General features: G+C 69.8%; 22 protein-coding genes. 6 read left to right on the top strand and 16 right to left on the bottom strand.

What is annotated here, in order from left to right:
• Positions 1-161: 161 nt before the first annotated feature.
• The 4 genes from ACLJQ7_RS05440 to ACLJQ7_RS05455 are packed head-to-tail and all read right to left on the bottom strand — an operon-like array spanning position 162 to position 3,993.
• Positions 162-914, bottom strand: coding sequence for a succinate dehydrogenase/fumarate reductase iron-sulfur subunit (locus tag ACLJQ7_RS05440; RefSeq protein ID WP_410647055.1), 753 nt, complete (start codon positions 912-914; stop codon positions 162-164).
• Entirely contained in the window at positions 911-2,827 is a 1,917-nt protein-coding gene (locus tag ACLJQ7_RS05445) for a fumarate reductase/succinate dehydrogenase flavoprotein subunit (RefSeq protein ID WP_410647056.1), read from the bottom strand. Before ACLJQ7_RS05445 ends, ACLJQ7_RS05440 begins: the two co-directional genes overlap by 4 nt.
• Positions 2,828-2,878: 51 nt before the next feature.
• The gene (locus ACLJQ7_RS05450) at positions 2,879-3,709 is read right to left on the bottom strand and encodes a hypothetical protein (protein WP_410647057.1); all 831 of its coding nucleotides are present in this window, start codon (positions 3,707-3,709) and stop codon (positions 2,879-2,881) included.
• Complete coding sequence (locus ACLJQ7_RS05455) at positions 3,706-3,993, bottom strand: hypothetical protein (RefSeq protein WP_005164726.1); 288 nt, start codon at positions 3,991-3,993, stop codon at positions 3,706-3,708. Before ACLJQ7_RS05455 ends, ACLJQ7_RS05450 begins: the two co-directional genes overlap by 4 nt.
• A gap of 264 nt (positions 3,994-4,257) precedes the next feature.
• Here ACLJQ7_RS05455 and edd point away from each other — a divergent pair, with 264 nt between their 5' ends.
• Positions 4,258-6,147, top strand: coding sequence for a phosphogluconate dehydratase (gene edd / locus ACLJQ7_RS05460; RefSeq protein ID WP_410647058.1), 1,890 nt, complete (start codon positions 4,258-4,260; stop codon positions 6,145-6,147).
• Positions 6,144-6,764 (top strand): bifunctional 4-hydroxy-2-oxoglutarate aldolase/2-dehydro-3-deoxy-phosphogluconate aldolase, encoded by a 621-nt coding sequence (gene eda / locus ACLJQ7_RS05465; protein WP_410647059.1) that lies wholly within the window; start codon positions 6,144-6,146, stop codon positions 6,762-6,764. Before edd ends, eda begins: the two co-directional genes overlap by 4 nt.
• Before the next feature lie 45 nt (positions 6,765-6,809).
• On the opposite strand, the gene ACLJQ7_RS05470 is transcribed toward eda, so the two are convergent.
• The 7 genes from ACLJQ7_RS05470 to ACLJQ7_RS05500 all read right to left on the bottom strand — a co-directional run bounded on the left by ACLJQ7_RS05470 (position 6,810) and on the right by ACLJQ7_RS05500 (position 13,014).
• Positions 6,810-7,247, bottom strand: a complete 438-nt coding sequence (locus tag ACLJQ7_RS05470; RefSeq protein ID WP_410647060.1) for a GNAT family N-acetyltransferase — start codon at positions 7,245-7,247, stop codon at positions 6,810-6,812.
• Positions 7,248-7,440: 193 nt separating this feature from the next.
• Positions 7,441-7,881, bottom strand: coding sequence for an iron chaperone (locus tag ACLJQ7_RS05475; RefSeq protein WP_410647061.1), 441 nt, complete (start codon positions 7,879-7,881; stop codon positions 7,441-7,443).
• 50 nt (positions 7,882-7,931) lie between these two features.
• Positions 7,932-8,555: a glyoxalase gene (locus tag ACLJQ7_RS05480; protein WP_410647062.1), complete on the bottom strand. Its 624-nt coding sequence runs from the start codon at positions 8,553-8,555 to the stop codon at positions 7,932-7,934.
• Between the two features lie 269 nt (positions 8,556-8,824).
• Positions 8,825-9,352 (bottom strand): regulatory protein RecX, encoded by a 528-nt coding sequence (locus ACLJQ7_RS05485; protein WP_410647839.1) that lies wholly within the window; start codon positions 9,350-9,352, stop codon positions 8,825-8,827.
• A 219-nt stretch (positions 9,353-9,571) separates the two neighbouring features.
• The gene (gene recA / locus ACLJQ7_RS05490) at positions 9,572-10,612 is read right to left on the bottom strand and encodes a recombinase RecA (protein ID WP_125675722.1); all 1,041 of its coding nucleotides are present in this window, start codon (positions 10,610-10,612) and stop codon (positions 9,572-9,574) included.
• A 206-nt stretch (positions 10,613-10,818) separates the two neighbouring features.
• Entirely contained in the window at positions 10,819-11,013 is a 195-nt protein-coding gene (locus ACLJQ7_RS05495) for a DUF3046 domain-containing protein (protein WP_126734939.1), read from the bottom strand.
• Between the two features lie 96 nt (positions 11,014-11,109).
• On the bottom strand, positions 11,110-13,014 hold the full coding sequence (locus ACLJQ7_RS05500; RefSeq protein WP_410647063.1) for an Hsp70 family protein: 1,905 nt from the start codon (positions 13,012-13,014) through the stop codon (positions 11,110-11,112).
• Between the two features lie 171 nt (positions 13,015-13,185).
• Here ACLJQ7_RS05500 and ACLJQ7_RS05505 point away from each other — a divergent pair, with 171 nt between their 5' ends.
• Together ACLJQ7_RS05505 and def are read left to right on the top strand one after the other, a co-directional pair.
• Positions 13,186-17,847, top strand: coding sequence for an ATP-dependent helicase (locus tag ACLJQ7_RS05505; RefSeq protein WP_410647840.1), 4,662 nt, complete (start codon positions 13,186-13,188; stop codon positions 17,845-17,847).
• Between the two features lie 37 nt (positions 17,848-17,884).
• Positions 17,885-18,385, top strand: coding sequence for a peptide deformylase (gene def, locus ACLJQ7_RS05510; protein ID WP_037343240.1), 501 nt, complete (start codon positions 17,885-17,887; stop codon positions 18,383-18,385).
• A 64-nt stretch (positions 18,386-18,449) separates the two neighbouring features.
• Here the strand turns inward: def and ACLJQ7_RS05515 are convergent, their stop codons facing one another.
• From ACLJQ7_RS05515 to ACLJQ7_RS05530, 4 genes are all read right to left on the bottom strand, one after another.
• Complete coding sequence (locus tag ACLJQ7_RS05515; RefSeq protein WP_410647064.1) at positions 18,450-19,535, bottom strand: GNAT family N-acetyltransferase; 1,086 nt, start codon at positions 19,533-19,535, stop codon at positions 18,450-18,452.
• 94 nt (positions 19,536-19,629) lie between these two features.
• Positions 19,630-20,298: a VOC family protein gene (locus tag ACLJQ7_RS05520; protein ID WP_410647065.1), complete on the bottom strand. Its 669-nt coding sequence runs from the start codon at positions 20,296-20,298 to the stop codon at positions 19,630-19,632.
• Positions 20,299-20,416: 118 nt separating this feature from the next.
• Positions 20,417-21,181 (bottom strand): maleylpyruvate isomerase family mycothiol-dependent enzyme, encoded by a 765-nt coding sequence (locus ACLJQ7_RS05525; RefSeq protein ID WP_410647066.1) that lies wholly within the window; start codon positions 21,179-21,181, stop codon positions 20,417-20,419.
• 105 nt (positions 21,182-21,286) lie between these two features.
• Positions 21,287-21,769, bottom strand: a complete 483-nt coding sequence (locus ACLJQ7_RS05530) for an SAV_6107 family HEPN domain-containing protein (RefSeq protein ID WP_410647067.1) — start codon at positions 21,767-21,769, stop codon at positions 21,287-21,289.
• 221 nt (positions 21,770-21,990) lie between these two features.
• On the opposite strand from ACLJQ7_RS05530, the gene ACLJQ7_RS05535 reads away from it, so the two are divergent.
• Both ACLJQ7_RS05535 and ACLJQ7_RS05540 read left to right on the top strand, forming a co-directional pair.
• On the top strand, positions 21,991-22,521 hold the full coding sequence (locus ACLJQ7_RS05535) for a YbaK/EbsC family protein (protein WP_410647068.1): 531 nt from the start codon (positions 21,991-21,993) through the stop codon (positions 22,519-22,521).
• Positions 22,518-23,081: a GNAT family N-acetyltransferase gene (locus ACLJQ7_RS05540; protein WP_016332697.1), complete on the top strand. Its 564-nt coding sequence runs from the start codon at positions 22,518-22,520 to the stop codon at positions 23,079-23,081. Before ACLJQ7_RS05535 ends, ACLJQ7_RS05540 begins: the two co-directional genes overlap by 4 nt.
• Here the strand turns inward: ACLJQ7_RS05540 and ACLJQ7_RS05545 are convergent.
• On the bottom strand, positions 23,078-23,959 hold the full coding sequence (locus ACLJQ7_RS05545) for a DMT family transporter (RefSeq protein ID WP_410647069.1): 882 nt from the start codon (positions 23,957-23,959) through the stop codon (positions 23,078-23,080). The two genes, ACLJQ7_RS05540 and ACLJQ7_RS05545, sit on opposite strands and share 4 nt — an antisense overlap.
• Positions 23,960-24,230 lie beyond the last annotated feature (271 nt).

Consider the following 24,230-nt stretch of genomic DNA (forward strand, 5'->3'; position numbering starts at 1 on the left):
TCGAGTTTCCTCGGCTGAGCCGAGGGAAGGGGGCCTTCACGCGCAGCCACTGAGACGGCTGGTGCAGGTGGGGCGAACGTGGCGATCGCCTGGTCCGTGAAGGCCTCCTTGAGGGACTCTGGGTCCCTCAAGGAGGCCTTCACGGACTTTCCGGACTCGCGTTACTTGTCCCGCCGGAACAGCTTGTTCCCCAGCCACACGATGGGATCGTACTTCCGGTCCGCGACGCGTTCCTTCATCGGGATCAGCGCGTTGTCGGTGATGTGGATGCCCTCCGGGCACACGTCCGAGCAGCACTTGGTGATGTTGCAGTAGCCGAGGCCGTGCTCCTCCTGCGCCTCGTCACGCCGGTCGGCGACGTCGAGGGGGTGCATTTCGAGTTCGGCGATCCGCATCAGGTACCGGGGCCCGGCGAAGGCCTCCTTGTTCTCCTCGTGGTCACGCACCACGTGGCAGGTGTTCTGGCACAGGAAGCACTCGATGCACTTGCGGAACTCCTGCGAGCGCTCGACGTCCACCTGCTGCATCCGGTACTCCCCCGGCTTCAGCTCCAGGGGCGGCGTGAACGACGGGATCTCACGGGCCTTGGTGTAGTTGAACGACACGTCGGTCACCAGGTCGCGGATCACCGGGAACGTCCGCATCGGGGTCACGGTGATGACCTCGTCCTCGGTGAACGTCGACATCCGGGTCATGCACAGCAACCGTGGTTTGCCGTTGATCTCCGCCGAGCACGAACCGCATTTACCCGCCTTGCAGTTCCACCGCACCGCCAGATCCGAGGCCTGGGTGGCCTGCAACCGGTGGATGATGTCGAGGACGACCTCGCCCTCGTTGACCTCGACGGTGTAGTCCTTCAGCTCACCCGAATCGGCGTCGCCGCGCCACACCCGGAAACTCGCCTTGTAGCTCATGCCGGACTCCCGGGGTGCGAGGCCAGTTCTTCGTCGGTGTAGTACTTCCCCAGCTCGGACAGTTCGAACAGCTCCAGCAGATCCTGCCGCAGCGGGGTCTGTGCCTTGACCTCGATACCGATCTCCGGCACCACCGGGTTGTCGCCCGGCGTGGCCGAGCAGACCAGGAGTTTGTTGCGCCACTGGGCGTCCATGCCCGGATGGTCGTCGCGCGTGTGCCCGCCCCGGCTCTCGGTCCGCAGCAGCGCGGCACGGGCGACGCATTCGCTGACCATCAGCATGTTCCGCAGATCGACGGCGAGATGCCAGCCGGGGTTGAACTGCCGGTGTCCCTCGACGGTGACCCGCTTGATCCGCTCGCGCAGTTCCCCGAGCTTCTCCAGCGCCCGCTCGATCTCCTCCGACTTGCGGATGATGCCGACGAGATCGTTCATCGACTGCTGCAGTTCGGTGTGCAGGCTGTACGGGTTCTCCTCGACACCGTTGCCCGGCGGGTCGAACGGCGCGAGCGCCATCGTCGCGGCGGCGTCCACATCGGACTGACTGACCTTCGGACGGTCCTTCAGTTCCGCGACGTAGGACGCGGCACCGAGGCCCGCACGACGGCCGAAGACGAGCAAATCCGAAAGCGAGTTCCCGCCGAGCCGGTTCGAGCCGTGCATGCCGCCCGAGCACTCGCCCGCGGCGAACAGCCCGGGCACGCTCGACGACGCGGTGTCCGGGTCGACCTCGATCCCGCCCATCACGTAGTGACAGGTGGGGCCGACCTCCATCGGCTCCTTCGTGATGTCGACGTCGGCGAGTTCCTTGAACTGGTGGTACATCGAAGGCAGCCGTTTGCGGATCTCCTCCGCGGGCAGCCTGCTGGCGATGTCGAGGAAGACCCCGCCGTGCGGTGATCCCCGGCCCGCCTTGACCTCGGAGTTGATCGCGCGCGCCACCTCGTCACGTGGCAGCAGATCCGGGGTGCGGCGGTTCTTCTCCTGGTCGGTGTACCAGCGGTCGGCTTCTTCCTCACTGTCCGCGTACTGCCCCTTGAACACGTCGGGGACGTAGGAGAACATGAACCGCTTGTCCTCGGTGTTCTTGAGGACCCCGCCGTCACCGCGGACGCCTTCGGTGACCAGGATCCCCTTCACACTCGGCGGCCAGACCATGCCGGTCGGGTGGAACTGGACGAACTCCATGTTGATGAGCGTCGCCCCGGCCCGCAGCGCCAGCGCGTGCCCGTCACCGGTGTATTCCCACGAGTTCGAGGTGACCTTGAACGATTTTCCGATGCCGCCGGTGGCGAGCACCACCGCCGGCGCCTCGAACAGGATGAACCGGCCGCTCTCGCGCCAGTACCCGAAGGCACCGGAGATCCGGCCGTTCTCGGTCAGCAGTTCGGTGATCGTGCATTCGGCGAAGACCTTGATCCGCGCCTCGTAGTCCCCGGTCTCCTTGAAGTCCTCTTGTTGCAGCGAAACGATTTTCTGCTGCATCGTGCGGATCAGTTCGAGCCCGGTGCGGTCGCCGACATGCGCCAGCCGCGGGTACGTGTGCCCGCCGAAGTTGCGCTGGCTGATCCGGCCGTCCTTCGTGCGGTCGAACAGCGCGCCGTAGGTCTCCAGTTCCCAGACCCGGTCCGGCGCCTCCCTGGCGTGGAGTTCGGCCATCCGCCAGTTGTTGAGGAACTTCCCGCCACGCATGGTGTCGCGGAAGTGCACCTGCCAGTTGTCGTTCGAGTTCGCGTTGCCCATCGACGCCGCGCAGCCGCCTTCGGCCATCACCGTATGCGCCTTGCCGAACAGCGATTTGCACACCACCGCGACGCTGAAGCCGCGTTCACGGGCTTCGATGACCGCGCGGAGACCGGCACCACCGGCACCGATCACCACCACGTCGTAGTTGAGCCGTTCGACCTCGGTCATAGAAAGAGCCACCTCAAAGCTTGTCGCCGGGGACGGGAGATTCCCGCGCCGCTAGTTGATGAACCGCAGATCCGAAATGGCGCCGCTGGCCACGAGCATCACGTAGAGGTCGGTCAGCACGAGCGTGCCGAGCGTCGTCCACGCCAGCGCCATGTGCCGGGTGTTGAGTTTCGTGATCTGCGTCCAGATCCAGTAGCGGACCGGATGTTTCGAGAAGTGCTTGAGCCTGCCGCCGGTCACGTGACGGCACGAGTGGCACGACAACGTGTAGGCCCACAACAGGATCACGTTGCCGGTCAGCACGATGTTGCCGAACCCGAAACCGAATCCGCCGGTCTTGCCGTGGAACGCGGTGATCGCGTCGTAGGTGTTGACCAGCGAGACGACCACGGCCACGTAGAAGAAGTAGCGATGGGCGTTCTGGATGATCAGCGGCAGCCGCGTCTCACCGGTGTACTTCGCGTGCGGTTCGGCGACCGCGCAGGCGGGCGGCGAGAACCAGACGGCCCGGTAGTAGGCCTTGCGGTAGTAGTAGCAGGTCAGCCGGAAGCCCAGCAGGAACGGCAGGACGAGGAAGCCGAGCGGGATGAAGCCCGGCAGCTCGCCGATCCAGGCCCCGAAATGCCGGGAGCCTTCGACGCAGGATTCCGAGACGCAGGGCGAATAGAACGGCGTCAGGTAGTGGTACTCGGGCACCCAGTACGCGGTGCGCACGAAGGACCTGATCGTCGCGTAGATGATGAAGGCGGAGAGGCCGAGGACGGTCAGCAGCGGGGACAGCCACCACCGGTCGGTGCGCAGCGTTTTTTCGGCGATCCGGGCCCGCGACGGTGCGCGGACCCCCGTACCCCGTCCGGCCTCATCGCCGGCGGGGGCGCTCACCGCTGGTCGCGCTTGTAGCCGCCGACGCCTTCGTCATCGGCGCCATGCCAGAGCGCCGGGTCGTAGGGCGTATCGGGTACCTGGACACGATCGGCGGCCTTCGCCTGCGCGGGCACCGCGTTCGGGGTCGTGTCGAGGTCGGTCGCGTCGATGTCGAGCCGCTCGACGTCGTTCGCCAGGCGTCGTACCGCCGAGGCGTCGCCGTATCGGGATCGCAGCGCGCCGACGCACTGCCTCAACTGACCGATGGCTCGCCGAAGCTCGGCGATCTCTGTGGTGGACATCGGTACCTCCCGATGGTCGGTTCGGTTGGCCGCTGGAGCCTTCGAAGGCCGGTGATTCCTCGCCGTCCCGACTCTGCCGCGCGTTGTGCAATGTGACAAGTAGCACAGTGGAACCTAGTGACGTGACGGAGGTCACGCGAGTCGATCTTCTGTATCGATTTTGATTCGCGCTTTCCCCCGAGGTACTGTGGCCACTGTCACGACCCAGCGACGTCAGCGTTGCCGTCCCGCGGACCACCACGACCAGTGATCCGGAGCCGGACAATGAGCACCGCCCCGAACGTCCACCCCATCATCGCCGAAGTCACCGAACGGATCGCCGCCCGCAGCGCCGAAACCCGCGCCGCGCACCTCGAGCGCGTCGCCGCCTCCCACGACGAAGGGCCGATGCGGCGCGGCCTCGACTGCAGCAACCTCGCCCACGGCTTCGCCGCGATGGAAGGTGTCGACAAAGCGGCACTGCGCGCCGTGCGGGCGCCGGGCGTCGCGATCGTCTCGTCCTACAACGACATGCTTTCGGCGCACCAGCCGATGCAGGAGTACCCCGCGATGCTCAAGGGCTCGGTCCGTCAGGCGGGCGGGGTGGCGCAGTTCGCTGGCGGTGTGCCCGCGATGTGCGACGGGGTCACCCAGGGCCGTCCCGGGATGGAGCTGTCGCTGTTCAGCCGCGAGGTGATCGCGATGTCGACCGCGATCGCGCTCTCCCACGACATGTTCGACGCGGCGCTGCTGCTCGGCGTCTGCGACAAGATCGTTCCCGGCCTGCTGATCGGGGCGCTGTCCTTCGGGCATCTCCCGGCGATCCTGGTGCCCGCCGGGCCGATGAACTCGGGCCTGCCGAACAAGGAGAAGGCGCGCGTGCGCCAGCTCTACGCCGAGGGCAAGGCGACCCGCGAAGACCTGCTGGACGCCGAAGCGGCTTCGTACCACTCGGCGGGCACGTGCACCTTCTACGGCACCGCCAACTCGAACCAGATGGTCGTCGAGGTGATGGGCCTGCACCTGCCGGGCGCCAGCTTCGTGCAGCCGAACTCGCCGCTGCGGAAGGCGCTCACCGAAGAGGCCGGACGCCGTGTGGTGAAGCTGTCGCGGGGCGAGGAGTACACGCCGATCTCGCGCGTGATCGACGAGAAGGCCGTCGTCAACGGTGTCATCGCGCTGCTCGCCACGGGCGGTTCGACCAACCACACGATGCACCTCGTCGCGATCGCCGCCGCCGCGGGCATCCAGCTGACCTGGGACGACTTCTCCGACCTGTCGTCGGTGATCCCCCTGCTGGCGCGCGTGTACCCGAACGGCAGCGCCGACATCAACCACTTCCACGCCGCCGGCGGCATCCAGTTCCTGGTCGGCACCCTGCTCGACGCGGGCCTGCTGCACGAGGACGTCCGGACCGTCGCCGGCCCGGGCCTGCACCGCTACCGGCAGGAGCCGATCCTCTCCGAGGGCGAGCTGGTCTGGCGTGACGTTCCGACGCGCAGCCTCGACGAGGACGTGCTGCGTCCCGTGTGGCGGCCGTTCGCCGCCGACGGCGGACTGCGGATGGTCGCGGGCAACCTCGGCCGCGCGGTGATCAAGGTGTCGGCGGTGGCGCCGGAGCACCGGATCGTCCAGGCCCCGGCGCGGGTGTTCACCGACCAGAAGTCGTTCAAGGACGCTTTCGAGGCCGGCGAGCTGGACCGCGACGTCGTCGTGGTCATCCGGCAGCAGGGCCCTCAGGCCAACGGGATGCCGGAACTGCACGGTCTCACCCCGGCACTGGGCGTGCTGATGGACCGCGGGTACCAGGTGGCGTTGCTCACCGACGGCCGGATGTCGGGCGCGTCCGGGAAGATCCCGGCGGCGATCCAGGTGACCCCGGAAGCCGCGGCGGGCGGCCCGATCGCGCGGATCGCCGACGGTGACGTCGTCCGCCTCGACGCCAGGGCCGGGACGCTCGACGTCCTCGTGGGTGACGAAGAACTCGCCCGCCGTGAACTGGTGGACTCCCCGCCTTCGGAGGCATCCTGGACCGGCACCGGCCGGGAGCTGTTCGCGGCGCTGCGCCGCGCGGTCGGCCCCGCCGATCAGGGCGCGAGCGTGTTCGGACCGCTCACGCCGGAACACTTCGGCGCTCCGGCGCACACGTTAACCCCTGTGGAGGTAACCCAGTGACCACCGGCGCCGACCTGCTCGGCCTGTCCCCCGTGATGCCCGTCGTCGTGCTCGACGACGCCGACGACGCCGTGCCCACCGCGCGGGCCCTGCTCGCGGGCGGGATCGGCGTGATCGAGCTGACCCTGCGCACCCCGGCGGCACTCGCCTCCATCGAGCGGATCGCCGCGGAGGTCCCGGAGATCGTCATCGGCGCCGGGACCATCACCGCGCCCGAACACGCCAAGCAGGCCGCCGACGCCGGCGCGAAGTTCCTGGTGACCCCGGGCTGCACGGACGCCGTGCTGGACGCCGCGTTCGACACCGGCCTGCCGTTCCTGCCGGGCGCGAGCACGGTCTCGGAGGCGATGCGGCTGGCCGAACGCGGGCTGACCGCGCTGAAGTTCTTCCCCGCCGAGGCCAGCGGCGGCGTGGCGTACCTGAAGTCGATCGGCGGGCCGCTGCCCGGGCTGAAGTTCTGCCCGACCGGCGGGATCACCGTGAAGACCGCGCCGGACTATCTCGCACTGTCCAATGTGGGCTGCATCGGTGGTTCGTGGCTGACGCCGAAGGACGCCTTGGCGGCCAAGGACTTCGGGAAGATCGAGGCTTTCGCGGCGGAGGCTTCGAAGCTCTGACCCGTGGTGTGAAGGCCACCTTCGCGAAGGTGGCCTTCACTGTTTTCAGAGCGGCAGCTGGTACTGGAGGAACCCGCGGTTGACCGCGACCTGGTCGTACAGCCGGCGCGCGATGGCGTTGGATTCCTTGGTGTGCCAGTAAACCCTGTCGCAGCCGCGGTCGCGTGCCCAGTCCGCGACGGCCTCGATCAACGCCCGCGCGACCCCCTTGCCCCGGGCTTCCGGCGCGGTGAACAGGTCTTGCAGGTAACAGACGTCGGTGAGCGCGGAAGTGCTGGGGTGTACCAGGAAATGCGTGATCCCGACGAGCTCGCCGCCCACATGGGCACCGAGCGCGTGCATCCGTTCCCCGGTCCGGAATTCGCGCCAGGCTCGGTCATAGACCTCCTGGGGCGCGACACGTTCGTAGAAGGCGATGTACGCGCGGAACAGGTGCTCCCAGGCTTCGCGGTCTTCGGGCTTCAGCGGCTCGATGGTGATCATGTGGTCCTCCCGGTGATCATCCGAGCCTAGGGTTTCACCGCTGTGTCGCGAGTGGCCACTCACGCGGTAAACCGGGCTGCCACTCGCTGTGCGTGGCTTGCCGGGAGGACGTTGCGAAAGCCACTTTCACAACGTTGAAGGTTGCGAAAGTGGCTTTCGCAACGTCCTTCCACCGGGCATCGCCTGCGGTGACTCAGCTGACGGCTTGCTTCACCAGCGCGGCGATGCGCTCCTCCGCCTCGGCGGTGACGCCGGTCAGCGCGAAGGCCGTCGCCCACATCGCGCCGTCGTCCAGCCGAGCGGCCTCGTTGAAGCCGAGCGTCGCGTACCGCGTCTTGAACTTGGCCGCCGCCTGGAAGAAACAGACGATCTTGCCGTCCAGCGCGTAAGCGGGCTGGCCGTACCAGAGTTTCGGCGCGAGCATCGGGGCGTTCGCCTTCACGACGCTGTGGACCAGCTCGGCGAGCACCCTGTCCTCATCGGACATCTCGGCGATTTTCGCGACCACGTCCTGCTCGGCGGCCGCCGCTTTGTCGGCGGCGGAACCGCGACGCGCGGCTTTCTTCATGTCCTGGGCGTGTTCTTTCATCGCGGCCTTCTCTTCGGCCGTGAATCCTTCGTACGTGGTGCTCATGGCGGTTTCTCCTTGGTAAGCGGCGAGCGGGGGCATCCGGTAGTGGCACATCAGGACTGGGTGGCGAGAGTCGAGGTCTCCCATACGAACCCGTCGAGGTCGGTGAACGGGGCGGCGCCGCAGATCGCGATACGGTGCGAGCCGGTGCCCTCCGGGGACACGCCGGCGTCCTTGGCCAGGGCCTTGCGCTTGTACAGCGCCAGCTTCACGGGGCTCGAGCCGGCTTCGAACTCGACGTACACGCGGCCGAAGCTCTTTCCCACGGTGAGCCCGTGCTCGACGTAGAACTTCTTGCTCGCGGCCACGTCGGCGACGCCCAGCAGCAACACGATGGCGTCGAACTCGCGGGTCGCCGGTCCGGTGTTCTTCTTGGCGGAGGTCGCGATCTTCCAGATCGCACCGTCCGGGGCCTGCACGGTTCCGCCGTAGCCCCACATCGACTTCGTGGCGGGCTTGATCACGGTCGCCCCGGCGACGACGGCGGCGTCGATGAGCGCGTCGGCGTTGGCGGGCTGGGAAACCGTGAGGGAAAGGGTGTAGCCGCGGAAGCCGGTGGACGGCTCCTGCGAAGCCCGCAGACGCAGCTCGGAGCCGAGCCCGAAGGCGGTGGTGTAGAAGCGTTCGGCGGCCTCGGTGTCGGCCACTTCGAGGGTGATGGCGTCGATGAAGTTCATGCCGGTAACGCTATTTCCGGGCGGGCTTCCGGCGCTTCTCGATTCCTGATCGGTCGTATCGGCGCTGGTCAGCGGCTCACAGTCGCATTTGAGACGCTCAGTGTCCCTGATGCGACACTCGGCCCAGGCTGTCCCATGGCGGACCCGCCCACCCAGCAGACACGTTTGCCTACCCCTCAATACCCCGAAACAGCCGCCCGGGAACGCAAAACACCGGCCGACGGACGAACGGGGCCCGCACGGCCGGTGAGCGGCTCAGCTGATGAAGGTCAGTCTAGGGTGGCGTCGTCCAGCAGCGCCGACTCGGCGCCGAACTCGCGGAGTTCTTCGCGGATCACGGTGTAGGCCAGCCCTTGAGGATAGCCCTTGCGGGCGAGGAGGCCCAGCAGGCGGCGGATCGCCGTCTGCTCGTCGACGTTGCCCAAGGAGCGCATGCGCTTCCGTACCAGCTCTCGGGCGCGCTGCTCCTCTGCCTCTCGGTCCACCTCGTCGGCGGCCTGGACGGCGATATCCCCATCGATTCCTTTGCGTTTGAGTTCGGCTACGAGAGCGTTCCGTGCCAGGCCCATGTTGGCATGGCGGGAACGCACCCACATCTCGGCGAACTCGGCGTCGTTGATGAGCCCTGCCTGGTCCAGCTTACCCAGCAGGGTCTCCGTCGTCTCCTCGTCGAAGCCCTTGCGCTTGAGGGCCTGACGCAGTTCGTCCGCGGAACGCGGGCGCGCGGCCAGGAGATCGAAGCAGATCTCCTTGGCCTTCTTCCTCCGCTCGTCCGGCGGCAGCTCCGCCGGATCCACTTTGGGCGCACGCATTCAGCTCTCACTCCTCAAAGGCAACAATGAATCGGCACCCGAGCCCCGGGGGTCCAGGGGCTCACTCCGAGCGCGACCCACGCCCGGGGACCCAGGGGGCTTGCCCTCTGGCGGGGGCCTGGGGGTCCGACCCCCGGAAGGCACGGCGAAGGGATCAGGGCGAGCGCTCTCCGCGAGCACACCCCTCCCGATCCCGCGCCCCCCTCAGAAGTCGACCGGCGCGGGGGCGGCTTCGGCGTCGACAACGGCGCCGATGCCGAGCTTCTCCTTGATGCGCTTCTCGATCTCGTTGGCGATGTCCGGGTTCTCGAGCAGGAACTTGCGCGCGTTCTCCTTGCCCTGGCCCAGCTGGTCGCCCTCGTAGGTGTACCAGGCGCCGGACTTGCGCAGGATGCCCTGGTCGACACCCATGTCGATCAGCGAGCCCTCGCGGGAGATGCCCTTCCCGTACAGGATGTCGAACTCGGCCTGCTTGAAGGGCGGCGCGACCTTGTTCTTCACGACCTTGACACGGGTGCGGTTACCGACGGGCTCGCCGCCGTCCTTCAGCGTCTCGATCCGCCGGACGTCCAGGCGGACCGACGCGTAGAACTTCAGCGCCTTACCACCGGTCGTGGTCTCCGGGGAGCCGAACATGACGCCGATCTTCTCGCGCAGCTGGTTGATGAAGATCGCGGTGGTGCCGGAGTTGCTCATCGCACCGGTCATCTTCCGCAGTGCCTGGCTCATCAGCCGGGCCTGGAGACCGACGTGGCTGTCACCCATCTCACCCTCGATCTCGGCGCGCGGCACGAGCGCGGCGACCGAGTCGATGACCAGGATGTCGAGCGCGCCGGAGCGGATCAGCATGTCCGCGATCTCGAGCGCCTGCTCACCGGTGTCCGGCTGGGAGACCAGCAGCGCGTCGGTGTCGACGCCGAGCTTCTGGGCGTAATCCGGGTCCAGCGCGTGCTCCGCGTCGATGAACGCGGCGATGCCGCCGTTCCGCTGCGCGTTGGCGACCGCGTGCAGCGCGACAGTGGTCTTACCGGAGGACTCCGGACCGTAGACCTCGATGACCCGGCCGCGGGGCAGGCCACCGATCCCGAGCGCGACGTCGAGCGCGATGGCACCGGTCGGGATGACCTCGATCGGCACACGGCCCTCTTCGCCGAGGCGCATGACCGAGCCCTTGCCGTACTGCTTGTCGATCTGGGCCAGGGCCAGTTCGAGCGCTTTGTCCTTGTCGGGTGCTGCTGGTGCCATGGAGTCCACCTCGTTGGTTGAGCCGGTAAGGCTTGTTTCAGTTCTGAGCTGTCGGGTCCGACGCTACGGGCGACCACCGACAATTCCAGGCCTCGCGCCCAAGCTGTGGATCGCTGACCCCGTTGTGGACAACACCCTAGACGAACGTGTGTTCGAGGCCTTGACCGACACGCCGTCGCGCTAGGGTTCTTGTCCCTTTGCCGAGGTCAGCGCCGCTCCGGCGGGATCTCGAAGGCTTCGCAGACCGCCCGCCAGACATCCTTGGCCGAAGTTCCCGCGTCGAGTGCCTGTTCGACGGTCCGGCCCCCGAGTTCGCCGAAGACGTGATCCCTGGCGAGGGTTTCCGCACGTCCGGGACCGAATTCGTCGGCCATCAACCGCCGGAAGACCGTGATACGCATCGGGAGAAGTCTAGCCCCGCCTCGAGCGCGAAACGCGTGAAGGCCCCCTTCCCTCGGCTGAGCCGAGGGAAGGGGGCCTTCACGCGCGAACAGGGGCTATTCGCCCGGCTGGACGCTCTTTTCGAAATAGTCGGCCAGTTCGCCCGGCGTCGGGTTCTGGCCTTCGGCCGGGACCTGGTAGATGAAGCCGACCAGCGGCCGGTCGGTCACGGTGAACACCAGCACGGCGGCGTTCCGCCCGGCGGCCGAGGAGTACTGGCCTTCCAGCGCGTTGCCCGCCCACTTGGCCTCGGTGCGGTCCCCACCGGCCGATTTGAGCAGCCCGTCGGTGTAGGCCTTGAGCTTGTCCGTGGAGTCGCTCTGCAGGTAGGTCACCTGGGTCCCGGCACGCCCCGGGGCGGAGCAGGTCGACGTCACGCCGAGATCCTCCGCCGGTTTCGCCGGCCCGTTGCCCATCCCGGGTTTGCAGTCGCCGGTGTCGGCGATCTTCCCGGCGAGCTGGCGCAGGCAACCGGTGAGGCCCTTGTCGTCGGCCGCGCCGGGCGCCTTGCATTCGTCGGCCGTGTACGTCGCCACCGAAGAGGAGGTCAGGAAGTACGTGAGCCCGGCGGCGAGCAGCACGACGACGGCCACGATCGCGCCGATGACGAGCGGCTTCTTCCTGCTCGCGGGCGCCTTGTCACCGGAGGCCTGGCCGGCCAGCGAGTACGTCGGGAAATTCGCCGGCGCGGGCTGTTGCACCTGCTGCGGGCCGCTGTTCGGGTAACCCGTCTGGGGGAAACCGCCGGACTGGCCGGGCCCGCCGCCCGAGTACCCCGGGATCGACGCGACCTGCTGCGGCGGTGGCGCGTACGGACCCGAAACGCCGGGGTGTGCGCCGGTTCCCGCGGCGACCTGCCCTTCGACGCCCTGCGTGCGCGAGCTGATGCCGTCGGAGGCGACGTGCTGGGCGCCGAGCGCGACCGCGGTCTCGGGCTGGTCCAGGCTGCCGGGGACGACGCCGAGCTTCTCCGCGATCAGGCTGCCGACCAGCGGGAGACGGCTCGAACCGCCGACGAGGTAGATACCGGCGAGCCGGTCCGGGGTCATCCCGGCCGAGCGGACCACCCGCGACATCAGCTCGACACTGCGCAGCATCGACGGCCGCACCAGCGCTTCGAGTTCCCCTCGCGTGACGAGGACGTCCTCGAACGGCTCCGGCATCGGGACCTCGGTCTGCGGGTGCCGCGAGAGGGCTTCCTTCGCCGCCTTCACGTCCTCCTGCAGCGCGCGCCGCGTACGACGGTCCGGCGTGGACTCCGGCCGCAGGACCCGCTGCCAGCGCTGGGGATCCTTGTGTGAGACCTCGCGGCCGACGTGCACCAGCAGCGCCTGGTCGACGTCGAGACCGCCGAGGTCGGGGAGGCCGTCTTCGGCGACGACGGTGAAGCCGCCGTTCGGGGTCGCGCCGACGATCGCGACGTCGAAGGTGCCGGCGCCGAGGTCGTACACCGCGAGCGCCTGACCGGGCGCGAGCGTCTTGCCGGGGAACGACGCGAAGTGCGCGGCCGCGGCGACGGGCTCGGGGACGAGCACCAGGTTGCCGCCCATCCCGGCGAGCCGGGCGGCGGACAGCAGCACGTTGCGGCGGGTCGGGCCCCACTGCGCGGGGTGGGTGAGCCGGACCTCGTCGGGCAGGTCGCCGCCGAGCTGGCGGGTGGTCTCGTCGAGGACGCGGCGCAGGATCGCGGCCAGCACCTCGCTGACCGGGATGACGTCGGTGCCCAGCAGGAGCGTCTGCTCGTCGATGCGGCGTTTGGGGTTGGGCTCGAAGCGGGTCGGGTCGAGACGGGCGCGACGCTCGGCGTCGCGGCCGACCATGATCGTGCCGTCCTCGGTGGCGAACACCGCGGACGGCATGTTGGCCGAACCGTCGACCTCGACCACGCGCGGGGGCCTCCCGTGCGCCGAAAGGACGGCCACGGTGTTGGACGTCCCGAGGTCCACCGACAGGATCCGCACAGCTCATACCCCTTCACAGACGAACGGCGACCGCCCCAGCACTGATCCGGTCGCGCTGGCGGTGATGCTCCCATGAGCGAGGTCACCGCACGTGCGGAACCCGCCGAACTCGTCCCCGAGCGGGTGCCTCGTCACAGCCTCGGAGCGAAACTGTCGGTGGTCCGGCGCAGTATGGAGGGCGTGGCACACGTACTCGACCTTTTCTCCCCCGCGACCAGGGACTGGTTCACCGGGGCCTTCGCCGCGCCCACCCGCGCGCAGGAAGGCGCGTGGCGTGCCGCGCACGCGGGGGAACACGCGCTGGTCGTGGCCCCGACAGGCTCCGGCAAGACGCTCTCGGCCTTCCTCTGGGCGCTGGACCGGCTCTCGGTCGAGCCACCGCCGTCCGAGCCGAGGAAACGCTGCCGTGTCCTCTACGTCTCCCCGCTGAAGGCGCTGGCGGTCGACGTCCAGCGCAACCTGCGGGCACCGCTGGCGGGTATCTCCCAGGCGTCGCGGCGGCTCGGGCTGCCGGTGCCGGACATCGGCGTCGGGATGCGGACGGGCGACACCACCGCGGCCGAGCGGCGCTCGTTCGGCAAGACCCCGCCGGACGTGCTGGTCACCACGCCGGAGTCGCTGTTCCTGATCCTCACCTCCTCCGCCCGCGATTCGCTGCGCGGCGTGGAGACGGTGATCATCGACGAGGTGCACGCGGTCGCGGGCGGAAAACGCGGCGCGCATCTGGCCCTGTCCCTGGAGCGGCTCGACGCCCTCCTGGAGAAACCCGCCCAGCGGATCGGGCTGTCGGCGACGGTACGGCCGATCGACGAGGTCGCGTCGTTCCTGGCGGGCGGCAGGCCGGTCACCGTCGTCCAGCCGAAGCTCGCGAAGACGATCGAGGTCCGCGTCGAGGTCCCGGTCGAGGACATGTCCAATCTCGACGGTCCGCAAGGGCCGAAGCAGAACGAAGACCTCGACGCGGGCCTCGCCCGGCTGCCCGGCTCGCTGGAGGACATCGACGGCGCGCCGCGGCGGCCGTCGATCTGGCCCGCGGTGGAGGAGCGCGTCCTCGAACTGATCCAGGCGCATCGGTCGACGATCGTGTTCGCCAACTCGCGGCGGCTCACCGAGCGAATGACGGCCCGGCTCAACGAACTCGTGGCGGAGCAGGCCGAGCTGGAGCCGGAACAGCGGTATCCGGCCGAAGCGATCGGCCAGTCCGGGCTCACCACCGGAGCGGCGCCGGTGATCGCGCGGGCGCACCACGGCTCGATGTCACGCGAGCAGCGCACCCATGTGGAAGAGGAGCTCAAGTCCGGGCGGCTGGCGTGCGTCGTGGCGACGTCCTCCTTGGAGCTGGGCATCGACATGGGCGCCGTCGACCTCGTCGTGCAGATCGAGGCGCCGCCGACGGTCGCTTCGGGACTGCAGCGGGTCGGGCGGGCCGGGCACCAGGTCGGCGCGGTGTCGAGCGGGGTGATGTTCCCGAAGTTCCGGGGCGACCTCGTCTCCTGCGCGGTGGTCGCGGAACGGATGGCGTCCGGGGCGATCGAGGCGGTGCGGTACCCGCGGAACCCGCTGGACGTGCTCGCGCAGCAGGTCGTGGCGATGGTGGCGCTCGAATCGTGGACCGTCGACGAGCTGGCCGCCCTCGCCCGCCGGGCGGCGCCGTTCGCGTCCCTGCCGGACGACGCGCTGCTGGCCGTGCTCGACATGCTCGCCGGCCGGTATCCGAGCGAGGAGTTCGGCGAGCTGCGCGCCCGGATCACCTGGGACCGGGTCTCCGGCGAACTGCACGGCCGTCCGGGGTCGCAGCGGCTGGCGGTGACCTCCGGCGGCACGATCCCCGACCGCGGCCTGTTCACCGTGATGACGCCGGGTTCCGACGGCAAAGCCGACTCTGCTGATGGCCCCTCAGCGGGAAAGCGTACTTCGGGGAGCCGCGTGGGCGAGCTGGACGAGGAGATGGTCTACGAGTCCCGCGTCGGGGACACGATCCTGCTCGGCACCTCCTCCTGGCGGGTCACCGACATCACCCACGACCGCGTGATCGTGGTCCCCGCACCGGGCGAGCCCGCCCGGATGCCGTTTTGGAAGGGCGACGCCCCCGGCCGCCCGCTGGAACTGGGGCGGGCGCTGGGCGCGTTCGTCCGCGAACTGTCCACTTCGGAGCCATCGGTGGCCAGGGAACGCGCCGCCGTCGCCGGATTGGACGAGTACGCCTGCGACAACCTGCTGGCGTACCTGGAAGAGCAGAAGTCGGCCACGAGGCATGTGCCGAACGACAAAACCTTGCTGCTGGAACGGTTTCGCGACGAACTGGGTGACTGGCGGGTCATCCTGCACTCGCCGTTCGGCGCGCAGGTCAACGCTCCGTGGGCGCTCGCGATCGCGGCCCGCCTGCGGGAGAACCGCGGGGTCGACGCCCAGGTCGCGCATTCCGACGACGGCATCGTGCTGCGGCTGCCCGAGGCGCTGGACATGGACGGCGCCGAGGTCACCATCGGCGTCGAGGACGTACTGCTCGATCCGGAAGAGGTCGAGCAGCTGATCGTGGCCGAGGTCGGCGGTTCGGCGCTGTTCGCCGCGCGGTTCCGGGAATGCGCGGCGCGGTCGCTGCTGCTCCCCCGCCGGGATCCGCGCCGCCGCACCCCGCTGTGGCAGCAGCGGCAGCGCGCGTCCCAGCTGCTTTCGGTCGCGGCCAAGTACGAGCGGTTCCCCGTGGTGCTGGAGGCGATGCGGGAAGTCCTGCAGGACGTGTACGACGTCGGCGGGCTGCGCGAGCTGATGAGCGACGTCCGGTCGCGGAAGGTCAAGCTGGTCGAGGTCGAGACGCCGTCGGCGTCGCCGTTCGCGCGCAGCCTGCTCTTCGGCTATGTCGGGATGTTCCTGTACGAGACCGACGCGCCGCTCGCGGAACGGCGCGCGGCGGCGCTGGCGCTGGATTCGACGCTGCTGGCCGAACTGCTCGGCACCGAGGCGATCCGGGAACTGCTGGACGCCGAGGTCGTCGCCGAAGTCGAGCGCTCCCTGCAACGCCTCGATCCGGACAGGCACGCCCGCAACGCCGAAGAGGCCGCGGATCTGTTGCGGTTCCTCGGCGATCTCTCGATCGAGGAGGCCGCGGCGCGCGGCATCCAGCGGGAATGGCTGGAGGAACTGGAAGCCGCGCGGCGGGTGATCCGGGTCCGCATCGGCGGCGGCGAACGCTTCATCGCCATCGAGGACGCGGGCCGGGTGCGAGACGCGCTCGGCACCGCGTTGCCGGTCGGGGTACCGGAGGCGTTCACCGAGCCGGTCGAGGATCCCGTCGGAGACCTGCTTTCCCGCTATTCGCGCAGCCGCGGCCCGTTCAGCGCCCGGCAGGCGGCCGAGCGGTTCGGCCTCGGGACGGCCGTGGTCACCGGTGTGCTGGACAGGCTGACCGCGCAGGGCAGGCTGGTCCGGGGCGAGTTGAGCCCCATCGGGCATCCGGAGACCCATGGCGTCGGGATGGAGTTCTGCGACGCGTCGGTGCTGCGCAGGCTCAGGCGGGCGTCGCTGGCCCGGCTGCGGGCGGAAGTCGAACCGGTCGAACCGGCCGCGCTGGGGCGGTTCCTGCCCTCGTGGCACGGTATCGGGGCGCGGGTGCGGTCGGCGCCGACCGCGGACGACGTACTGTCCGTGGTCGAGCAACTGGCCGGTGCCCCGCTCCCGGCGAGCGCGGTCGAGTCGCTGATCCTGCCGAGCAGGCTGCCCGGCTACACCCCCTCGCTGCTGGACGAACTCACCACGGCGGGCGAGGTCACCTGGTGCGGCTGCGGTTCCCTGTCCGGCGGGGACGGCTGGCTGGCGCTCGCACCCACGGACGTCGCCGATCTGCTGTTGCCCGATCTCGACGACGATCTGCCCTCCGGCCCGCTGCACCAGGCGATTCTGTCCACTTTGGAGGGTGGAGCGCAGTTCTTCCGTCAGCTCGTGGACCGGGCGTCGCCGCTGGTCGAAACCCCGCCCAACGACGGTGAAGTCGTGGCGGCGCTGTGGGATCTCGTGTGGGCCGGTCTGGTCACCGGGGACACGCTGGGCCCGCTGCGGGCCCAGGTCTCCGGTTCCGGTGCGGCGCACAAGCCACGGCGGCAGGCTCCTCGCGGCCGGTACGCGCGGCTTCGGGCCGGGCGCCCGGCGATGCCTTCGCGCACCGGGCCGCCGACGGTGGCCGGGCGCTGGGCATTGACCCCGGAACGTGAAGCGGATCCGACCAGGCGCGCGCTGGCGCGGACGGAGGCCTTCTTGGAACGGCACGGCGTCCTCACCCGCGGCGCCCTCGACACCGAACGCGTGACGGGCGGTTTTTCGGGGATCTACAAGGTTTTGCGCGGTATGGAGGATTCGGGGCAGGTCGTCCGGGGATACGTGGTCGAGGGGCTCGGCGCGGCGCAGTTCGCGGCGAAGGGCGCAGTCGACAGGCTGCGCGCGCAGTCCGGGAACCAGCGCACCACCCAGGAAGGCGCCGTCGTCCTCGCCGCCGCCGACCCGGCGCAGCCCTACGGCGCCGCGTTGCCTTGGCCCGCCGCGACGGGCGACACGAAACACCGTCCGGCAAGGAAAGCGGGCGCGCTGGCGGTGCTCGTGGACGGTGTCCCGGCGATGTACGTCGAACGCGGCGGCCGGTCGCTGCTGAGCTTCACCGAGGATCAGGACAGGTTGCGCTCGGCCGCGCGGGCGCTGTCCACGGCGGTGCGGGAAGGCTGGCTGGGGCAGCTCGCGGTGCAGAAGGCCGACGGCGAGGTGGCGCTCACCTCGGAGCTTTCAGCCGTCCTTCAGGAGGCGGGTTTCCGGGCGACTCCCAAGGGCCTGCGCCTGCGGGCCTAGAATCACCGCTCAGACCTGCGGAGAAGGACGTTCGAACATGGTGATGCGCGACCTGCGCTATTTCGGGGATCCCGTGCTCAAGACCGTATGCGACCCGGTCACGACGTTCGACAAGAAGATCGAGTCGCTGGTGACCGATCTGATGGACGGGGTGAAACCGGCCGGGCGCGCGGGTCTCGCGGCGCCGCAGATCGGGGTCGGGCTGCGGGTGTTCAGCTACGACGTCGGCGGGTTGAGCGGGTACGTGATCAACCCCGAGATCGTCGAACTGTCCGAAGAGACGCACGAGATCGGCGAGGGCTGTCTGTCGGTGCCGGAGCTGTGGTTCCCGGTCGTCCGCGCGAAGCACGCCGTGGTGCGCGGTGTCGATCTGCGCAACGAGCCGGTCGAGGTCGAAGGTGTCGACGTGCTCGCCCAGTGCCTGCAGCACGAGACCGATCACCTCGACGGCAAGCTCTACCTTGAGCGGCTCACTCCCGAGCGCAAGAAGCGCGCGCTGGGTGAGGCCCGCGGCAAAGACTGGTTCTGGAACCGCTGACCCACCCCCGCGTTTCGTCCTCTGAATGCGGTGGTCGGCACCCCGAACCACCGCATCCAGAGGACTAAATGCGGGGGTCGGGGAGCGCGAAGCGCAGGGTGCCGGGGTCGCCGGGTGCGCGTTCGGGGCGGAGCCCCACGCGGGTGGCGGTGCGGTGGAGGGAGTCGTCGCCGGGCAGGCAGACGGCGGTGAGCTCACGCTCCCCCTTCGCCATGGCGAGGGTGGCGAGCCTGGCCAGCAAAGCCGTGCCGATGCCCTGGCGCTGCCAGGAATCCTCGACCAGGAGCGAGACTTCGGCCGCGCCGCCGCCGGCGGCCGGGATCAGCTGGCCGAGACCGATCACGTCACGGCCGCAGACCGCGAGCAGGCTGATCCCGCGCGGCGGCATCAGGAGCCGGTGCAGCCAGCGACGCGGCACGGCACGCATTCCGGTGTGGTAGCGGTGGAAGAGCGTGGTCATCGAGCATCTCTGGTGCAGCGCGGACACCGCTTCCGCGTCACCAGGGACCCCCTTGCGCAGGACGATCGCGGCGCCGTCGGCCCGGTCGAGCACGATCGGACCGGTCACGTTGTCGCGGACCGCGGTGCTCAGGCCGATCAGCGCGACGGCGCGGCTCAGCTCCAGTTCGACGAACGGCGACCACCGGCGGCGCGCGACGAACGCGGCGCCGTCGCCCGCCGGGAACACCGCGCGGTGACCGCCCTCGGTGCGGGCCGGGTTCGCCTCGATCGACGGGACTTTGGTGACGACGTCGGCCGCGAGGACGCCCCGGAGCACTTGCGCCAGGCCGCCGGGCTCCTCGACGGCCCGTGTGGCCGCGGTGAGCGTCGCGGTGGCCGGGTCGACCAGTTCGGCCAGATCCGCGTCGATGACGGCGGAGCATTCGCATCCTTCGTCGCGGATCGCGTCGACGAGCAGCCGGCGTGGCAGACCGGTGGCCGGCCGCAGGACGATCTCGTCGAGCACGCCGCCGGGGACCGGGAGCACCGACAGCCCGAGGATGTTGCATTCGAGGTCGGCGAGCCGGATCGCGATCCTGGCCAGCGTGCCGGGCCGGTCGTCCACGCGGATCCGGAGACGCCAGGCCGACGCGGCCGCCGTCTCTTCGCCGGGATGGATCAGGGCGGGCCGGGCTCGATAGGTCTCCATGACTCCACGGTCCCGGCCGGTTGTTGCCTGCCCACGGCGCGGGTGTTTCGCGCACGTCAGCGTTCGACGCCACCGCGCAACCCCGGCGAAACACTCAGCGCGGAGACAGCACGCTGAATTCGTTGCCCTCCGGATCCAGCAGTGCTTCGCCACGCTCCCCTGACGCGCCCAGCTCCCGCAGGCGCCGGACCTCGGCCGCCCGGCTCTTGCCTCGCCGTGGCGCGATCTCGAACCGCAGCCGGTTCCTGTGCCTTTTCTCCTCTTTCGTGGCGAGGAACTCGACCCAGGGGCCGCGGCCGTCCGGTGGCCGCAGACCGGCGATCGCCTCTTCCCGGACGCCGATCTCCCAGCCGAGCGCGGCCGCCCAGAACCGCGCCAGCCGCTCCGGATCGAGGGCGTCGGTGACGACCGAAGCGATCGCGCCGGTGCCTTCGTACTGCTCGCGGGGCTCCAGGACGCAGAACTCGTTGCCCTCGGGGTCCGCGAGCACCACCCACGGCACCCGTTTCTCCTCCGGCGGGCCCTGGCCGATGTCGATATGCCGTGCGCCGAGGGTCAGCGCACGGTCCACCAGCTCGGCCTGGTGCTCGAGCGAACGGCTCGCCAGATCCAGGTGCAGCCGGTTCTTGCCCCGTTTGGGGCCCGCCTCGGAGCGGAACGCCGGCTGGAACGGGGCGTCCCAGCTGAACAGCCCTTCCCAGAAACCCGCCAGATCTCTGGGAAGGGCCGAGTCGAAGACCAGGTTCACCAGCTGTGCCGCCACACCGGTGAATCTAGACGGCACCACCGACACTTCTGTGCGGCTTCAGTGAACCCGCGGACGCGCGAGCACATCTCCGCTGGCTGACACTTCTGACCGGTTTGGCTTCCCCACCGACCGGTCATCGGGTCGCGAGCCGCAGAAGGGCCCAGAGTTGTCCCGCCATGTCCTGGTCTCCGCTGACCGTCACCGCCGTCGGACCCGCCCGGCCCCAGAGCCAGCGGTAGATCTTGTCCGGCTTCCCGGTGATCAGGTCGTCCGCGCGCTGGGCCTCCTCGGCCGAGCACCGCCAGGCGACCGTTTCCGTGGGCCCCGCCCTGGCGATCCAGGTGTGGCCCGCGGTGCGCACGCCGACCGAGCCGGTCTTGGTGCCGGACAGTCCCAGCAACGGCAACCGCTGGCCGAACCACAGCACCAGCGCCTCGTCGATCCCGTCGAGTGCCACGTCTTCGGGGATCGCCGACACTTCCCGGCCTGCCGCGCTCTCCGCGTCGATCCGGTGGATCGTCGTCTCGTGCGCCATCCGCCGCCGCCAGAACCCGTAGCTGCGATCCGCCGGCCACCAGCTCGGCGCCGGCTCGTCCGGGTCGTGCGCGGACAGTTCGGCGACGAGTTCGTCCCGGCCCTGGCGGAAGTACTCCTCCAGGTTCTGCCCCGGCCCCGGTTTGCGCTGCCAGTGCTCGGGACGCCGTCCGTCGGTGATCCAGCGGCGGGTGACCCGGTACACGCTGCCCACATGCCTGAGGATCTCCCCGAGCGTCCAGCCCGGGCAGGTCGGGACCGGCGCGTCGGCGGACGCGGTATGCGCCACCTGGGCCATCAACTCGGTTTCGGCGCCGATCACCTCCAGGAACCTGCCCTGGTCGATCATGGCCTGCCCGGCCATCGGGCACCCCCTCTCCATGGTGGCTCTGCCGAATAGGTGAACCCGCATCCGCGACCTGGTCTCTCAAGTCACGAAGGACAAAACCGCAGCTCCGCCACCAGGCTGCTAAGCCACATGAACCGAGTCGCCCATCGGCAGCCCGTGCACCACCCGTCGCACCAGTTCCAGGAACACCGTGGCGGCCCGCGTCAGCTCGTCCGCCAGCTCGACGGAGACCTTGCCGGTGATGCCCGCCTGCGCGGCGGCCCGCGTCGCCGAATTGGCCGCGAAGAACGCCGCCCATTCCTTCAGCTCAGGGGCGACGGAATCGAGCAGCACCCAGCCGCTCGCCGGGCGGGCACGACCCCGGTGCGGACGGCCGCGGGCCTCCAGCACCGCCGCCGCACCCCGCAGCGCGGCGAGATACGCCCCGATGAACCGCTCCGCGGGATCGCTCTCCCGCTCTGCTTCGGCGAGACCCCGCCTCGCCTGTGCGTACAAGGAGACCGCCGCGGGTGGTGCCGGCGGGCGCAACGACATCGGCAGGGCGGGCTGCGCGGCGCCCCCCGGCCTCTCGGCTTCGTCGGGGGACACGACCGAAACGGACATGACGACCCTCCTCCTGTACGTGAGCGCCTGCCGGTGCCCGGCGCCGAGGCGCTTCCCCCGCCCCCGCGCCGGGCACCTACCGGTGCGCGCTCACCGAATGTCGAACGTCTGTTCGAACAGCTCCAATGTAACCCCGAAGTGCCCCATTCCTCAACCCCGTACCCGGGTGATCGCCGCATGTGGTGCGGGACACGGCATCGGCCACGTGATCTCATAGGCGTATGAGCACCATCGACCGGTCCGGTCATCCCTCGGTGGCCAAGGTCGCGGCCGCGCTCGCCGAGGCGGGCCAGCACGCCGCCGCCGACGGGATCCGGATCCTCCCCGCCGAAGTCCGCACGGCCGCGCAGGCCGCCGAAGCGCTCGGTGCCGAGGTCGGCGCGATCGCGAACAGCCTCGTCTTCCGCGGCCGCACCGGCGACACGGAAACGGCCCTGCTCGCACTGACCTCGGGCGCGCACCGCGCCGACACCGCGCTGCTGGCCTCGCTGACCGGAGCCGACGAGATCGGCAAGGCGGACGCGGAGTTCGTCCGCGCGCACACCGGACAGCCGATCGGTGGCGTCGCCCCGGTCGGTCACCCGACGGCGTTGACCACCCTCGTCGACACCGCGTTACGCGCGCACGAGGTCGTCTGGGCCGCCGCCGGGCATCCGAAGTCGGTGTACCCCACGACGTTCGAGGGCCTCGTCGCGCTGACCGGGGGCACTCCCGCGGACGTCGCGGGCGACGGGCAGGATGGGCGCCCGTGACCGCGATGTCCTCGGAATGCACCCGTTACGTCCAGCTGTCCGCGGACGAGTTCCGCGCCCGGCTCCCCGAGGCGCTGACCATCTACGTCAACGCCATGCGCTACCCCGAAGGCACGGCGGAGCAACGCGCGCCGATGTGGCTCACGCACGCGCTGCGCGAAGGCTGGCGCTGCATGGCCGCGCTCGACGCGGACGGCGTCCTGCTCGGGCTCGCCTACGGCTACAAGGGCCGCGGCGGCCAGTGGTGGCACGAACAGGTCCGCCACGGCCTGACCCGGCGTGAGGGCCAGGCCGCCGCCGAGCACTGGATGTCCGACTACTTCGAGCTCACCGAGATCCACGTCAGCCCCGAAAGCCAGGGGAAGCGGATCGGCGAGGACCTCCTGCGCCGGCTGCTCGACGGCGTGCCCAGCGCCCACGTCCTCCTTTCCACGCCGGAGGGCACCAGCCGGGCCTGGAACCTGTACCGGCGGGTCGGCTTCGTCGACGTGCTGCGGGACTACCACTTCGCCGGGGATCCGCGGCCGTTCGCGATCCTCGGCCGGACGCTGCCGCTCTAGGGCTTCGAGTACGCCACGGTGAGCGCGGCGATGAGCACCACCGCGCCGCACCAGCCCACGGTGCCGAGCCGTTCCCCGAGCAGCAGCATGGACAGCAGCGCGGCGGTCAACGGTTCGAGCAGGGCGGACAGCGCGGCCAGTACGGGATGCGCGCTTTCGAGACCGCGGAAGTACGCGGCGTACGCCAGCGCCGTCGGCACGACGCCGAAGTAGACGACGAGCGCGAGCACGTCGGCCTGGAACGGCACCGCCATCCCGAACCACAGCGCGGCCGGGGCGAGCGCCGCGCCGCCGATCAGGCAGCCGAAAGCCGTGGTGGGCAAGGGGTCGAGCCCTTCGACGCGGGTCGCGGTCACCAGCGTCAGCGCGGCGAACCCGGCCGCGGCGAGCAGGGCGAACAGCACTCCGGCGACGTCGACCTCTTGTCCGGGCGTCCATTGCAGCAGCGCGAGCCCGATGAGGGAGCCGGCCACGGACACCGCCGTCCACGCTCCGGGCAGGCGGCGGGTCTTGACGGCCGTCGCGACGGCGAGCAGGACGGGCGCGCTGCCGATGGTGGTCATCGTCGCGACGCTCACGGAACTCAGCGAGACCGCGGCGAAGTAGCTGGTCTGGAAGAGGGCGAACAACCCGCCGACCGTCAGGAGCCGGCGGCGGACCTCAGGGGTGCGGGGGAAGCCGCGGAGGCCTCCGGTGAGCCAGAGATAGCCGGTGGCGATCACGCCGCCGATGAGCAGCCGGTACGCGGCGACGCTCAGGGGATGGAGTCCCGCGCGGGACGCGAGCAGGGATCCGGCGAGGCCGCCGGTCCCCCAGAGGACTCCGGCGAGGACGAGCGCGGCCGACGATCGGGCGCGCGTGGGTACGGCAACGGACATGGGGAAACGCTCCTGCGTCTGTGTCGGTCGGAAAGGACGTCGACGACGCGGGGTGCTTCAGTGCAGCACGGATCGGCCGGGCGGCTGGAACGCCGCGCGGCCGGAGACACCCCGCTCAGGAGGCGGGGGGTGGGGTGACGAGAAAGATCCGGTGCACGGACGGAACCTACCAAGTCCCCGGCACCGGAAGCACGTGAATTGCGGCAGGCGGGCGGAGGCCCCCTCCGGATGCAATGAAAGGTCCTTTCCTTGCAAATTTCGCAAGGAAAGG

This window comes from Amycolatopsis sp. cmx-4-54 (assembly GCF_046548895.1).
GTDB lineage: Bacteria > Actinomycetota > Actinomycetes > Mycobacteriales > Pseudonocardiaceae > Amycolatopsis.

Bases quoted from the DNA above. Each gene is read 5' to 3' on its own strand.
- ACLJQ7_RS05495 (WP_126734939.1), bottom strand. From the start codon at position 11,013: ATGCGTATCACGGTCTTCCGGCGGTTGATGGCCGACGAATTCGGTCCC.
- def (WP_037343240.1), top strand. From the start codon at position 17,885: ATGGTGATGCGCGACCTGCGCTATTTCGGGGATCCCGTGCTCAAGACC.
- edd (WP_410647058.1), top strand. From the start codon at position 4,258: ATGAGCACCGCCCCGAACGTCCACCCCATCATCGCCGAAGTCACCGAA.
- ACLJQ7_RS05530 (WP_410647067.1), bottom strand. From the start codon at position 21,769: ATGTCCGTTTCGGTCGTGTCCCCCGACGAAGCCGAGAGGCCGGGGGGC.
- recA (WP_125675722.1), bottom strand. From the start codon at position 10,612: ATGGCACCAGCAGCACCCGACAAGGACAAAGCGCTCGAACTGGCCCTG.
- ACLJQ7_RS05470 (WP_410647060.1), bottom strand. From the start codon at position 7,247: ATGATCACCATCGAGCCGCTGAAGCCCGAAGACCGCGAAGCCTGGGAG.
- ACLJQ7_RS05505 (WP_410647840.1), top strand. From the start codon at position 13,186: ATGGAGGGCGTGGCACACGTACTCGACCTTTTCTCCCCCGCGACCAGG.
- ACLJQ7_RS05475 (WP_410647061.1), bottom strand. From the start codon at position 7,881: ATGAGCACCACGTACGAAGGATTCACGGCCGAAGAGAAGGCCGCGATG.
- ACLJQ7_RS05515 (WP_410647064.1), bottom strand. From the start codon at position 19,535: ATGGAGACCTATCGAGCCCGGCCCGCCCTGATCCATCCCGGCGAAGAG.
- ACLJQ7_RS05545 (WP_410647069.1), bottom strand. From the start codon at position 23,959: ATGTCCGTTGCCGTACCCACGCGCGCCCGATCGTCGGCCGCGCTCGTC.
- ACLJQ7_RS05480 (WP_410647062.1), bottom strand. From the start codon at position 8,555: ATGAACTTCATCGACGCCATCACCCTCGAAGTGGCCGACACCGAGGCC.
- ACLJQ7_RS05535 (WP_410647068.1), top strand. From the start codon at position 21,991: ATGAGCACCATCGACCGGTCCGGTCATCCCTCGGTGGCCAAGGTCGCG.
- ACLJQ7_RS05525 (WP_410647066.1), bottom strand. From the start codon at position 21,181: ATGGCCGGGCAGGCCATGATCGACCAGGGCAGGTTCCTGGAGGTGATC.
- ACLJQ7_RS05440 (WP_410647055.1), bottom strand. From the start codon at position 914: ATGAGCTACAAGGCGAGTTTCCGGGTGTGGCGCGGCGACGCCGATTCG.
- ACLJQ7_RS05455 (WP_005164726.1), bottom strand. From the start codon at position 3,993: ATGTCCACCACAGAGATCGCCGAGCTTCGGCGAGCCATCGGTCAGTTG.
- ACLJQ7_RS05445 (WP_410647056.1), bottom strand. From the start codon at position 2,827: ATGACCGAGGTCGAACGGCTCAACTACGACGTGGTGGTGATCGGTGCC.